We start from the raw sequence: 13,006 nt of genomic DNA on the forward strand, positions 1-13,006 counted from the left end.
CTAGAATCCCAGGCTGTCGAGCAGATCATCGACCTGCTGCTGATTGCCAACAACGTCAGCACGTCCTCCGGCATTGATCACCGGGCCGTTGAGCAAAGTATTGACGGACTCGGTCCGTTTATCACCAGGCATCGTTTCAATAAGCACGGACATCAGTTGCGTCTCCAACTCCTGTGCAACCGCGATCACTTTCTTGATGACTTGACCAGTCAGATCCTGAAAGTCCTGGGCCATCATGATCTCCAGCAACTGCGCTTTGGTCGATGAAGTTCTCTGCGGCACTGCATTCTTGAGGAATCCCCGCGTTTCTGCGGCGAGCAGCTTGAAATCCTCAACCCCCATCTTGTTGGCGAACAGGGCATCCCACTTCGCACCGAGCAACGCGGCACCTGCTTCCAGCTCTTCCTGCAAGGGATTGGCGATATCGGTGGCGTTCAATACCTTGCACGCCGCCTGCTCTGTAAGATTGGCGATATAAGCCAACCTGTCTCTAGCATCAGGAATCGCCGAGGCCGTTTTTTCAAGAATTTTTTCGTAACCCAGCCCCCCGAGGGTATCGTGCAACTGCCTGGCCATCTGCCCTACCTGCTGGAACACCTTGCCCTGAACCGGCCAGTTTTCAGATGCCTCAGACACGATGACACCCTTGTCGACAGCACTCGAATCACCGGCAGACTTCTTCTCGGCAATCGAATCAAACAAGGCCTGCAAATCCTGCGAGTCGTCGGTCAAGCCATCGCCTTCACGCGCCTGCTGCATGAGGGAAGGCCGGGGTTCAGCAACAGCCGCCGAAGGTGTTGCGGGAGCCACCGGGGTACTTTCCACTCCGCTGGCAATACTGTCAAACAGCGCCTCGAGTTCGCTGGAATCGCCCGTAGTATTCGCGTCACTCATCTCAAGTACCCATTTTGTCAAATATTTTCTGAAGCTTTTCGGATAGCGTCGCTGCAGTAAAAGGCTTGACGATGTAACCGCTGGCACCCGCCTGGGCAGCGGCAATGATGTTTTCCTTTTTAGCTTCGGCCGTAATCATCATCACGGGCAAATGTTTCAGGGTCGGCGTCGAACGAATGGCTTGCAGCAACTGCAGGCCATCCATATTCGGCATATTCCAGTCAGTAACGACAAACTCGAATCCACCCCCCTGAAGTTTCTGGAGAGCAATCGCGCCATCTTCCGCTTCCTCTACGTTGGTAAAACCCAGCTCCTTGAGCAGGTTTCTGACAATACGTCGCATCGTCGAAAAATCATCGACCACCAGAATTCTCAACTTTGGATCAGCCATTGTTTACTCCTGAATTTCTACTCATCGTTCAAGCATTGGGCGTAGCGTGTCTGCCAGCATCTCGGCATCAAACTTGGGAACGTAAGCATCGACGCCTACCGCCCGCCCCATGGCTTTGTTGGCCTCCGAGGAAAGCGAGGAGTGCATGACAACAGGGATGCCGGAAAAACGTGAATCGCCCTTGATGTGCTTTGTCAGGACGTAGCCGTCCATCTCCGGCATTTCCGCATCAACCAGAATGAGGCGAACGTCATTGCTCAGCGAAGAGCCTGTTTGCTGGGCATGCGCCGCCATACCCTGCAACCGGCTCCATGCTTCCGCACCATTGGTGGCGTGCTTGTGCTTGACGCCAAGTTTGTCAAACACCTCTGCAATCTTGCGCCGGGCTACGATCGAATCATCGGCGAAAAATACTCCCGTATCTGCGCCGACCTGTGCCGGAGTAATGTCGATAATGACGGCCTCGCCAAACGCATTGGCAAGGATTTGTTCGACGTCGAGAAGCGACACCAGGGTGCCGTTCTCAAGCTCGGTGATTGCTGTAATAAGCCCCTGATTCGACGACAGGATGCTTTCCGGGGCTCTGACCTTTTCCCAATCCACCCGGATGATGCGGTCGACTTCGTGCACCAGAAAACCGAGCGTGCGTTTTGAGTATTCAGCCACCATCATGGTCTTGCCGCGCTCGATCGGCTCATCCTTATGTTCCAGAAAACTGACCAGGGACAGCACGGGAATCACGTTCCCACGCAGGGATACCAGCCCTTCAACACCGCGTGGCATGTTTGGCGTTTTGGTGATATGTGGAGTACGTCCGACTTCACGCACCTTGAACACATTGATCCCGAATGTCTCCCGCGTTCCCAGCGAGAACAACAGAATCTCCATCTTGTTGGAGCCGGCAAGCCGGGTTCTTGCATCGACGCTATCAAGCAGGTTTTTACTTTCCACCAGGTCCATCGTCATCGTCATACTCCAGCGAGATCACTGCATCAGGCAACAGGCTGCACTACAGGAACAGATCCCAGCAAGCGTCGTGTTAGCGTTTCCGAGAGTTTCTGTGCTTCGAACTTGGGCACGTATTCATCGACACCGACAGACATGCCGAGTTGCTGATTGGACATTCCGGACAGCGACGAATGCATGATCACTGGCACCCCGGCAAAGCGCGGGTCGGTTTTTATTTTCTTGGTCAGGATATACCCATCCATTTCCGGCATCTCGACATCGGTCAGGACCAGACTGACTAGATCACTCACCTGCTGCCCGGAAGCCTGGGCATAAGTGGCAATTTTCTCGAGTTCGTTCCATGCTTCACGCCCATTGATCGCGCCAACGTACTTGACGTTCATGGCCTCGAGAGTGCGCGTTATCTGCTTGCGCGCAACGACAGAATCGTCGGCAAAGAAGACCGTCAGCGTTGGGTCACTGAGCGGTTTTATATTGCGATACACGATTTCCTCGTCGTAATTCGTCGTTTCCGAAAGCACCTTTTCAACGTCCAGCATCATCACCAGACGACCGTCAGGCAACTCGGTCACCGCCGTTACCAACCCGCCCATCTCGGCCACCAGCATCTCCGGCGGAACCCTCATCTGGCTCCAGTCCAGACGAAGAATGGTATCAACGCCCTCAACCAGAAAGCCCTGCGTATGACCGGCGTATTCGGTAACAATCATTATCGAGCGCGGCGTGTCGGTAGCTACCCCGGCATAGCGAGCCAGATCAACAACCGGAACCAGCACGCCGCGCAGACTGACCATTCCCTCAACCGATGCAGGCATCTCCGGTGCAGAGGTAATGACCGGTGTCCGCATGACTTCGCGCACCTTGAAAACATTGATGCCAAACGTTTCACTTCGCCCCGTTTTCGAATTGGTGCCGAGTGAAAATAGCAATATCTCCAGCTTGTTGGTGCCGGCGAGTTTGGTACGAGCATCAATACTTTTGAGCAGTTCTGACATGCATAAACTCCATCCTGGGAAAGCTAGCTTCTACCATGTTACTCAAATCTTAGTTGAACAAGTATCAATCCACTATAACCAACAGAATATAAATGGCGAAATACCTCATCAACCCCGCTATCTGCAGAAAACTCGCGGTCTATTTCAGAACCATTTCAAGGCGCAAACAAGAACCGGGTTATCGTACTGCATCAAGTCATGCGCAAAACATCGTTATCAACCTGGCCGGCCAAGAAGAGTGAGCACACGCCGAGATAGCGCTTCCAGACTGGCGACATCTTCGACCGCACCAATCAATGCGGCTTCACGTGGCATCCCATAAACAACACAACTCGCCTCGTCCTGGCCGAAGGTATGTGCGCCTGCCTTGCGCATGCGCAGCAACCCGTTGGCACCATCCTTGCCCATGCCAGTGAGAATAACCCCGATCGCGTTGTGCCCGACAACCTCAGCCGCCGAGTCAAACAGCACATCGACCGAGGGGCGATGCCGATTGACCGGCGGTGTCTTGAGCAATTCAGTGACAAAAGCCGACGCGCCTCGCTTTATTCTCAAGTGTGAATGACCTGGAGCGACATAGACCGTACCCGATTCAAGCGACTCACCGCCTTGCGCCTCAATCACGCGCGGCGCACAAAGCGTGTTCAGACGTGCGGCGAACGAAGCGGTAAACGACTCCGGCATATGCTGAACGATCAGGATCGGCGGGCAATCCGGAGGTATGCCCAGCAAGAAGATCTTGACCGCTTCTGTTCCCCCGGTTGAGGCCCCGACAAATATGATCTTGCTGCCGCTCGTTACCGGCCTGCTCACGCTGCTCGCTGCGGCAGCCGACTTTTCCATATCAGCGTGGCCTGGGGACGAGTTCATAGACGGTTTTTCCCTGCGAGCGAAACAAATCGGCCGCATGCAAGAAGCTTTCCGAATGCCCGGCAAACAGTAGGCCCGTGTCGCTCATCAAGGGAGCAAAACGCGACAGGATCCTTAACTGTGTCGGTTTGTCAAAATAGATCATGACGTTTCGACAGAACAGGACATCAAGCGGAGCGCGAACCGTCCAGTTCGGCTCCAGCAGATTCAGGCGCTGAAAGCTGATCAGGCGACGCAGTTCCGGACGTACGGTAAAGAGGCCCTCCTGCGCGCCCGTGCCCTTCACAAAAAAACGGCTCAAACGCTCGCGCGAGATACGCTCGACCCGATCCAGCGGATAAACCCCCTTTGCAGCGCTAGCCAGTACACTGGTATCCAGATCGGAGGCCAATATGGTCACTGGCACGTTGAAGCTGTTGAAGGTTTCAACCACGGTCATCGCGATACTGTAGGGTTCCTCTCCGGTCGACGACGCAGAACACCAGATCCTTATCGGTGAACGCCCCTGCAATTTCTTCAGATGCTCGGCAAGAATCGGAAAATGATGCGGTTCGCGAAAAAATGAAGTGAGATTGGTGGTCAGCGAATTGACAAATTTTTCCCACTCGGTCTTGTCGCCTCGCTCAAGTAACGCAAGATAGTCGCCAAAGGATTTCAGGCGCGTTTCGCGCAGGCGGCGCGCAAGGCGGCTATAAACCATGTCTTGCTTGGCATCCGAAAGCGAGATACCGGCATGCTTATGGATCAGCTTGCGCACACACTCGAAATCCGCCGGAGTAAAAGCGAACTCTCGCTCACTGGCATCACGCAGCGCTGTCGCCCTGCTCCAAGAGGGTTTATGTTCAATCACAAAAATGCTCGCAGGCAGTCATAACCGTTCTCCAAGGGCTCGCCAAATCAGTTCCTGACATCGGATTTTCTCAGCGCTGCTGCTACTTCTGGACTCTCATTGTTATCCGCCTCGAGTAAAGCATTGCCATCTTCCTGCAGCATGGCTTCTTCAGTTCGCTTGTTCAGAACCACGATATTGATCCGTCGATTGGCCGAGCTCAAGGGGTCGTTCTTGTCGAACAACACGGTCGAAGACAGGCCAACCACGCGTATCACCTTGTTTTCATCCATGCCGCCGGCAATCATTTCACGACGCGACGCGTTCGCCCGATTCGCCGACAGCTCCCAGTTGGAAAATCCTTTCTCGCCGCCGCCGAACTGCGCCGCATCCGTATGCCCTGAATAACTGACCTTATTGGGCACGGCGTTCAGCGCCTTGCCAATTTCACGCAGGATCACCTTGGAATAGGGCTTCAGTTCAGCGCTGCTGGTGTCAAACATCGGGCGGTTTTTCTCATCGATGATCTGGATACGCAAACCTTCCGGAGTCACATCGATCAGCAACTGGTTCTTGAACTGCCTGAGCATTGAATTGTTCTCGATGAGCTTCTCGATGTTCTGCTTCAGTTCGTTGAGTGTCGCTTTCTCACGCTGCTCGAACTCCTTGCGCAGTTGTTCAGCCTTGGCCTCCTTGAGCGTGGGTGTCTTTTTTGTTGCTTGCACCTCGCCATCCTTGACCTGGCCAGAACTGCTGGTCAGATTCTTGCCGCCGCCCTTCAGAATGCTCGTGGCATCGCCGGCTCCGGTGCCGCCCGACAGACCGACCTTGAGCGGATTGAGGAAATAATCGGCAATGCCCTTGAGATCGCCATTCGCCGTTGAACCGAGCAGCCACATCAGCAGAAAGAACGCCATCATCGCCGTTACAAAGTCGGCGTAGGCGATTTTCCAGGCGCCGCCGTGATGGCCGCCCGCCACCTTCTTGATCCGTTTGATGACTATCGGGCGTTGGTCTTCGCTCATTCAGGGTCCTCGCTCGGCGACACCGGGGCTACTTGCCCTTGCGTGCCTTGAGTTCTTGCTCAAGTTCACCGAAGTTCGGCCGGTCAGTCGAGTAGAGCACCTTGCGTCCGAACTCTACGGCTACCTGTGGCGCGTAGCCTGACATTGAAGAGAGCAGAACGACCTTGATCACCTGATAGATTTTGGAGCCTTCTTCAGCCTTCTGCTCCAGCAAGGTCGCGATCGGAGCAACAAAACCGTAGGAAATCAGAATACCGAGAAAGGTGCCGACCAGCGCACCGCCGATCATCTTGCCAAGTATCGCCGGCGGCTCACCCACCGAGCCCATGACGTTAACCACGCCCATCACCGCCACGATGATACCGAAAGCGGGTACCGCATCCGCTACTTTGGACATGACATGGCCGGGAACCATGACCTCGTGATGGTGCGTCTCGATTTCGACATCCATCAGGTTTTCGATTTCAAGGGCATTGAGGTTGCCGCCGACCATCATGCGTAGATAGTCGGTAATGAACTCCATGACATGATGATCCTGGGATATTGTCGGATATTTTCCGAAGATCGGGCTTTCATGAGGATTCTCGACATCGTTTTCGACCGACATCAAGCCCTCCTTGCGCACCTTGGCCAGCACTTCATAAAGCATTGAGAGCAAATCGACGTAAAGCGTCTTGTTGTATTTCGAGCCCTTGAAGATGCTCGGCAGCCCGCCAATCGTCGCCTTGATGACCTTGATGTTGTTTCCGGCAACGAAACCGCCGATCGTCAGGCCGACAATGGCAATGTATTCGAGCGGCACCCACAAGGCCGCCAGGCTGCCGTGCACCGCGTAGGTTCCGAGCGCCGAAGCCAGAATGATGACGTAGCCGACAATTAAAAACATTCAACATCTCCCTGTCTTGCCGCACTGTGGATACGCTTGATCTTTAATCCCACTTTCAGCGTCATATTGTAGCGGGATGACGCTGCATAGGTAACAAAAACTGCCCTGGAACATTTTCCGGGAAACTCCGTGCTGGACACCCGGAGTGCACGAGTCGGATATCGTATAGAATCGGATGCATGAACTTTGGCTCACCGTCATGAACTACTGCAACCAGTGCGGAGCAGCGGTTGAACTCCGTATCCCGCCGGGCGACTCGTTACAGCGCCATGTCTGTCAGCGCTGCGGTGCGATCCATTACCAGAATCCCAAGCTCGTGGTCGGCTGCATCGCGGAGTGGGAAGGCGATATCCTGCTCTGCCGCCGCGCCATCGAACCACGCTATGGACTGTGGACCCTGCCCGCCGGCTTCATGGAGAATGGCGAATCGACAACACAGGCCGCCTTGCGTGAAACGCTTGAGGAAGCCTGCGCGCGGATTGAAATCGACGATCTGTTCTCGCTGGTCAATGTACCGTACATCAATCAGGTGCACCTGTTCTACCGCGGTCGGCTACTGGACAGCGACTTTGCCGCTGGCGTCGAAAGCCTCGAAACCGCACTTTTTTCTGAAACCGAAATCCCGTGGCAGGAACTCGCCTTCCGAACCGTTGCGCTCAGCCTCAAGGCCTACTTTGCCGATCGCCGTGCTGCTCGTTTCGAATTTCACGAGTACGACCTGAGGCCACCCACCGGCTACTGATCGCCTTCAAGGCTGAATTTAACCGGCAGCAGAATACGGAAATCACGCCCCTTCAGACTTTGCGGCAAACTCGTTGCCCGTGCCGCCTGCGTCATCATCTCCAGCGCCTGCTGATCAAGAACGGCCTGGCCGCTCGAGCGAACAATCACAACTTCTGGAACCGGCAACAGGGCATTGACATTGAGCGCCACTTCCGCCGTTCCCTCCCAGCCACGTTCTCGCGCCAGCACCGGATAACGCTTGAAGCGTCGTGCAGAGATTGCCAACGACAGGCGGTACTGGCGCAAATCATCGGCACTGACGCCCTCACGCGCTTCATCCGGGCCGGGTTGCGCAGTTGACAGCGCTCCTCCCCGAACCGCCACACCCGTCGCAACCGGCTGCGCAGGTGGCTCGACAAGAGTAGTCGAAGGAGGCACCGGAACAAGGATCGGTCGTGCACCGGTATTCCGGATGCGCGCGGAAGACGGCTTGACAGGCTCCGACAGTGGCTTGCTGACCGGCAGGCTGACCGGCTTTGCCGGATCACCCTGGGGGTCACGACTCATCACCACATTGATCGTCGCAGCCGGCGGCTCAAGCCGCACCGGAAACAGGATGACCCCATGCCACAACAGCACGGCATGAATCAGCACGGAAAAAATCAGGGCGCGCACCAGCGTGTGGCGAGACGAGGGAAGCATCGATTACGCAGACCGGGGAGAAGGGCTCAAGGCATAAGAATAGCGCACCGCTACACCGCCAACTTGGCAAACTTCAATGCCAGGAGGTGTTGACAATCATTTCATAGGCCACGAGATGGTTTCAAATACCCCCGGAGTTCCGATGAGGTTTTGAACGCCCGGGTTTTGGTGTTAAATTGACTCTGGTCTGCGCGGCTTCAGTTTTTCATTTACCCGAACTAGGGCTGTGCAGCAAGCCTTCCCCCCACAGTGACCCCGAACCCTGACGGCTATTTACCTGTCCCGGACTTTGACACCTGCGTTCCGTTGTATTCTGACAGTCGACAGGCAAGGATCGTCCCATTGCAATTCACCGAACTTGATGACGACAGATGCGCAATACAGCGCGGCCAGGCGCGCCGAAGCCGGACACGAGCTTGCCGTCCTGGCCAGACCGCGTGTCATACTGCGGCGCCGCGTTCTCAAGCTGATGGCACACGTCGATCCTGCACTGCGTCCGGACCGGGATCACCGGCCGGTTCGCTGAACAATTCAAGTTAATCAATGGTCAGGTCAGACAACAAATCCGCCACCTCGGTGAAGACGATCCAGCTTCATGGCCCGCTCCTGCGTGGCGACAAGCGACCGCGGGTGGCGCTGATCGGCCGTTATGGTGTCGGCAAGAGCACCATCTTCGAGGATGCCTCCAGCCCGGTTGCACGGCACGAGCGTCTGGCCGGCGTTGGCGGCGCTTACCAGGAATGCGTGGTCGACGTCGGACTCGACCAGATTGCCCTGGTCGATCTGCCTTCGATTGATTCGCTGCATCATTTGAGCGAGCACGATCAGGCCGTACTCATGTATCTGCTGTGGGGCGACCACTGGCCACTCGCTGCAGCGCACGAGGTGGACCTTGAGCGTGCGGATTTCCCGGCGCCGGATGTACTGGTGCAGGTCGTTGACGCAACGACACTGGCCAAGGATCTCGAACTCAGCCTTGAGCTGGGACTTTTCGGGCGGCCGCTGGTGATTGCCCTGAACCGCGTCGACGAAGCCCGAAAGAAGGGAATATTCATCAACGTACACGCACTCAGCGAGCGGCTGGGCGCACCCGTTATCCCGACCATTGCCTATATGGGCAAGGGAATTTCGGCACTTTTTGAGGCAGTTCTGGACGTAGCGCGCGAGAAGACCTGCCCGATGCCTCAGCCGCCAACGCGGCATATCGCCGAAAGCCTGAAACCGCTCAATGCCGTCATCGCCCATCCTGAAATCGAAGACGTTTTTCAGGTACCGCGTGCCCTCCTGCTCTCGCAACTGGCCGAAAACGACGACTATTTCCTGCGCGCCCTGGGTTCCCACTTCCCCGATTTGCTGCCCCGCATAGAAGAGGCCAGAACGCAGGCCGAAGAATTGCTGCCACGACCGCTCTCCGAAGAACTGCATGCCGACCGCCATCACCGTGCCGCCGTGTTGTTCGAAGCGGTAACCAGCCCGCGCGGTGTCGACGCCGGTCAAAGCTGGCGGCGCTGGCTCGACGAGTTGTTCCTGCATCCGCGCTGGGGCCTGCTCGGCAGCCTGCTGGTTTTCGCCCTTGTTCTGCTGCTCGTCTTTGAAATGAGTGCCCTGCTCGACTCCTGGACCTCGGCGCGGCTGGCGGACTGGGTGCAGCAATGGCAACCCGGATCGACGGCGGGCGTCATCGGCCGCGCCGTAGCCGACGGACTGGTCGGCCTGGTCGGCATCGTCGTGCCCTACATGTTGCCGCTGGTTCTATTGCTGGTCGCGCTTGAAGAATCGGGAGTCATGCACCGCGTGGCCTTTGTCGTCGACCGCGGCTTCCACCATATCGGATTGCATGGCGGTGTCGCGGTCCCCTTCCTGATCGGACTGGGCTGCAATGTACCGGCGATTTCTGCCGCCGCCGTCACAGGATCGCGGCGCGAACGCGTGGTGTCGGCGATTCTCATCACCTTCGTTCCCTGCTCGGCGCGTTCGGCGATCATCCTGGCCATCGGCGGCAAGTATCTCGGAGGCCTCGGCGTATTCGCCATTTTCATGCTGACGCTGTTCGTGATTGCCTTGCTCGGAAAGCTGCTTACGCGTCACTACTCCGATGGCGCACCGGGAATGGTCCAGGAAATTCCGCCCTACGCGCTTCCGGTGTGGGGCAAAGTCTGGCGCAAAACCTGGGCGCGAACCGAGGACATTGTCACCATTGTCACGCCATTGCTGGTTCTCGGCAGCGTGGTTCTGGCACTGCTCAGCCACTTTGGCGCCGACGCCCTGATCAACACCGCGTTGATCCCGATAACGGCCTGGTGGCTCGGTCTGCCCCTTGTCCTTGGCGTACCCATCCTGTTTGGCGTCCTGCGCAAGGAGCTGTCGCTGCTGATGATCTATCAGGCGCTCGGCACGCTGGAGATCATGCCGCTGCTCGATCATGTGCAGATTTTCACTTTTCTGGTTTTCCTGACCTTTTACGTACCGTGCCTGTCGACTTTTGCCGTCATGCTCAAGACGCTGGGGCGCCGGGAAGCCTGGTTCTCGGTGCTGATTTCCCTCGTCAGCGCGCTGCTCATGGCCGGCGCGGTTCGCTTGCTGCTGGAACTGGCCAGGGTAATCGCCTAGCCGCCTTGTTGACTCACACCAGGCTATGACAAACACCGCTGAAGGCTCAGAATGAGGCCGACGCTAATCCTGAAAACATCATGGACCACCTGATCAAAGACACCGCGACACTGGAGCTTTACGCCTGGCTGGATCCGGATGCCGAGTTGCCGGGCTGGGACGTGCTCACCGGCAACCCCTTCGGTACGTCCTTGCCGGAAGACCAATTCACCACGGTGCAGAATTATTTTGCCGAATACCATCTCGAATATTACCGGCAGCGGCTCTACAGCAACTTCCCCAGTCGCCTGCACGCCCTGCTGCTCTTTGCCACACGCGTCGACGCCGAGAATTTCCGTGCCAAACATCCCGGCCGCGTCTTTGGCAAAACGCTGGTTCGTGCGCGCAGCCAGGGAGCTTACGTCGTCTCGTTTCACGATTCAAGCTGGCTGGATTACCTGCGCCTGCCGCACAGCCTCAGCCTGACGACGCTCTACGAAGTTTCCAGCCACTACTGGAAAGGCGCGCTGGTCGAGGAAATCGGCCTGCGCTTCATGAACGAACGCTGGCGCGAACCGCCGGTCATCGAAGCCCTGTTCCAGGGAACGCTGGAGCCCATTCACCTGCAGCAACATACCCCCTGGCTACCCGGATTTTCCTGAGCGTTTGTGCAGAAATCATTGCTGCCAGATGTCCACGTTCGTCACCCCGGTAAAAGCCGGGGTCCAGTTCGTTTATCTGATTGTTTTATTGAATATCGGAGGAAGGTACTGGATTCCGGCGTTCGCCGGAATGAGCGCGAAGCTTGGCCTCGGGCCACGGCTTGGCAGCCTCTGAGCAATCGATATGCTTTTTTCATTGGCGTCCCGGCAGAATCAGTGGGGGTAGCGGTTGCGGTTGCGGTTGAGGTCGGTGCGGTGGAGCAATTGGCTGCGGCAGCGGCACAGGCCGTCTGGGGTTGTTCAGAATCGTCACAAAGCGCATGAAAAAGCGGATGGGTTTCGCCTTTTTGATGACCTGCCCGCCTGCGTCAACAATACTTGCGTCCAGTTGCATGCTCTGATTGGCCGGCGGCAGGGTATCGCCCCAGAACTCCGGCGGAACGACGAACTCGGTAGCGGTAAAGCGCTGACCGACCGGGCGACCGTTGATGCTGACCGTAAAGGCATGCCCGGCCCCGAGTTGCAGCGGCGGATCGACGGCAACGCGCACCTCGAAGAGCGCCGTATTGGCGGCGGCACTGCCGTTATCCTCAGGGGAAACAATGGAAAAGCTGCGGTACGCTGGCACGGTGAACTCGGGCATCATGCTCTCACCTCGGCCTGGCGGAGGGGCAGGCTCGGCAGGTCTGCTGGCTGGCTCCGGAGCCACGACATTGAGCGGCTGCAAGGTAACTTCCCGGGATCCCGACTGCGGCTTGTCGGAAAAAACCGGACCCTTTGCTCCCGGCGTCACATAAACGCCCTGCGCTTGCAGCGTAACGTTCTGGAGCATCAGGGCAGAGAACAGAATGATCGTCGTCAGGAAAGATTTCATCAGAGCCTCCGTAACCTTGGCAGTCAAACAGCCCCGGCCTTGGTCAAGGGCCGCAATCCGTCCAGCATAGCCGCAGCCACCCTGGGCGAATAAAGCATGGTCAGATGACCCAGACCATCAATGGTCCGGCTCTGCGCCCCCGGCCATTGCAGATTCGACTGCGGCATCACGAAGTTGTCATGCGGGCTGAAGATGGTCAGAGTATCGGCAGCTGGCGCTTCGCTGGCAAGTGCCTTCAACCACGCATTGCCTGGCGTCATCTGGCGGGCGTTTTCGCCGATCCCGATTCTCGCCAGCTCGCTGCCCGCATGCGGTGTCCCCAGCGTCATCAGCCGCTTCACTCTAGCGCTGCCGTAACGACGCAGACAGGCACGCGCCACCAGCCCGCCCATGCTGTGCCCAATCAGGATCACCTGTCTTGCTGCGGTCGCCGCGAGCACCTCGTCGATGCGCCTGGAGACAGGATCCACATAGTTCTCGATACTCGTGTAGATAGGCTCCAGACTGATCGTCGCCACCACCCAGCCTGCGCCCTCCAGGCGCCGGCGCAACCAACACCACGCCGCTCGCGAACAGCCATAACCGTTGATCAGCAAC

Annotated in this window: 15 protein-coding genes; 4 read left to right on the top strand and 11 right to left on the bottom strand. The window is 57.1% G+C overall.

Annotated elements, in window-relative coordinates:
• From cheZ to motA, 8 genes are all read right to left on the bottom strand, one after another.
• Positions 1-894, bottom strand: a complete 894-nt coding sequence (cheZ, locus tag JNM42_RS03030) for a protein phosphatase CheZ (protein ID WP_294265955.1) — start codon at positions 892-894, stop codon at positions 1-3.
• Position 895: 1 nt separating this feature from the next.
• The gene (cheY, locus tag JNM42_RS03035) at positions 896-1,285 is read right to left on the bottom strand and encodes a chemotaxis response regulator CheY (RefSeq protein WP_294265960.1); all 390 of its coding nucleotides are present in this window, start codon (positions 1,283-1,285) and stop codon (positions 896-898) included.
• A gap of 21 nt (positions 1,286-1,306) precedes the next feature.
• Positions 1,307-2,245 (bottom strand): chemotaxis protein, encoded by a 939-nt coding sequence (locus JNM42_RS03040; RefSeq protein ID WP_294266003.1) that lies wholly within the window; start codon positions 2,243-2,245, stop codon positions 1,307-1,309.
• A 32-nt stretch (positions 2,246-2,277) separates the two neighbouring features.
• Positions 2,278-3,249 carry a chemotaxis protein gene (locus tag JNM42_RS03045; protein ID WP_294265963.1) on the bottom strand — a complete coding sequence of 324 codons (972 nt, stop codon included), beginning with the start codon at positions 3,247-3,249 and terminating at the stop codon, positions 2,278-2,280.
• Between the two features lie 216 nt (positions 3,250-3,465).
• A complete protein-coding gene (locus JNM42_RS03050) occupies positions 3,466-4,119 on the bottom strand; it encodes a CheB methylesterase domain-containing protein (protein ID WP_294265966.1) in 654 nt (217 codons plus the stop codon).
• The gene (locus JNM42_RS03055; protein WP_294265969.1) at positions 4,094-4,969 is read right to left on the bottom strand and encodes a CheR family methyltransferase; all 876 of its coding nucleotides are present in this window, start codon (positions 4,967-4,969) and stop codon (positions 4,094-4,096) included. The genes JNM42_RS03050 and JNM42_RS03055 overlap by 26 nt, the downstream gene beginning before the upstream one ends.
• A 47-nt stretch (positions 4,970-5,016) precedes the next feature.
• On the bottom strand, positions 5,017-5,973 hold the full coding sequence (gene motB, locus JNM42_RS03060) for a flagellar motor protein MotB (protein WP_294265972.1): 957 nt from the start codon (positions 5,971-5,973) through the stop codon (positions 5,017-5,019).
• A 28-nt stretch (positions 5,974-6,001) separates the two neighbouring features.
• Positions 6,002-6,859: a flagellar motor stator protein MotA gene (motA, locus tag JNM42_RS03065; protein WP_294265975.1), complete on the bottom strand. Its 858-nt coding sequence runs from the start codon at positions 6,857-6,859 to the stop codon at positions 6,002-6,004.
• 199 nt (positions 6,860-7,058) lie between these two features.
• On the opposite strand from motA, the gene JNM42_RS03070 reads away from it, so the two are divergent.
• On the top strand, positions 7,059-7,601 hold the full coding sequence (locus JNM42_RS03070) for an NUDIX hydrolase (protein WP_294265979.1): 543 nt from the start codon (positions 7,059-7,061) through the stop codon (positions 7,599-7,601).
• Here the strand turns inward: JNM42_RS03070 and JNM42_RS03075 are convergent.
• Positions 7,595-8,284: a TonB family protein gene (locus JNM42_RS03075; protein WP_294265982.1), complete on the bottom strand. Its 690-nt coding sequence runs from the start codon at positions 8,282-8,284 to the stop codon at positions 7,595-7,597. The two genes, JNM42_RS03070 and JNM42_RS03075, sit on opposite strands and share 7 nt — an antisense overlap.
• Positions 8,285-8,645: 361 nt before the next feature.
• Here JNM42_RS03075 and JNM42_RS03080 point away from each other — a divergent pair, with 361 nt between their 5' ends.
• From JNM42_RS03080 to JNM42_RS03090, 3 genes are all read left to right on the top strand, one after another.
• Complete coding sequence (locus JNM42_RS03080) at positions 8,646-8,810, top strand: hypothetical protein (RefSeq protein ID WP_294265985.1); 165 nt, start codon at positions 8,646-8,648, stop codon at positions 8,808-8,810.
• 17 nt (positions 8,811-8,827) lie between these two features.
• Positions 8,828-10,894 carry a ferrous iron transporter B gene (locus JNM42_RS03085; protein ID WP_294265988.1) on the top strand — a complete coding sequence of 689 codons (2,067 nt, stop codon included), beginning with the start codon at positions 8,828-8,830 and terminating at the stop codon, positions 10,892-10,894.
• 80 nt (positions 10,895-10,974) lie between these two features.
• Positions 10,975-11,535 (top strand): hypothetical protein, encoded by a 561-nt coding sequence (locus JNM42_RS03090; protein ID WP_294265991.1) that lies wholly within the window; start codon positions 10,975-10,977, stop codon positions 11,533-11,535.
• Between the two features lie 193 nt (positions 11,536-11,728).
• Here JNM42_RS03090 and JNM42_RS03095 read toward each other — a convergent pair whose 3' ends face one another.
• Entirely contained in the window at positions 11,729-12,409 is a 681-nt protein-coding gene (locus JNM42_RS03095) for a hypothetical protein (RefSeq protein ID WP_294265994.1), read from the bottom strand.
• A 23-nt stretch (positions 12,410-12,432) separates the two neighbouring features.
• Positions 12,433-13,006 (bottom strand): alpha/beta fold hydrolase (locus JNM42_RS03100; protein ID WP_294265996.1); only part of this gene is annotated, 574 nt, incomplete at its 5' end.

Source organism: Propionivibrio sp., assembly GCF_016790145.1.
Lineage (GTDB): Bacteria > Pseudomonadota > Gammaproteobacteria > Burkholderiales > Rhodocyclaceae > Propionivibrio.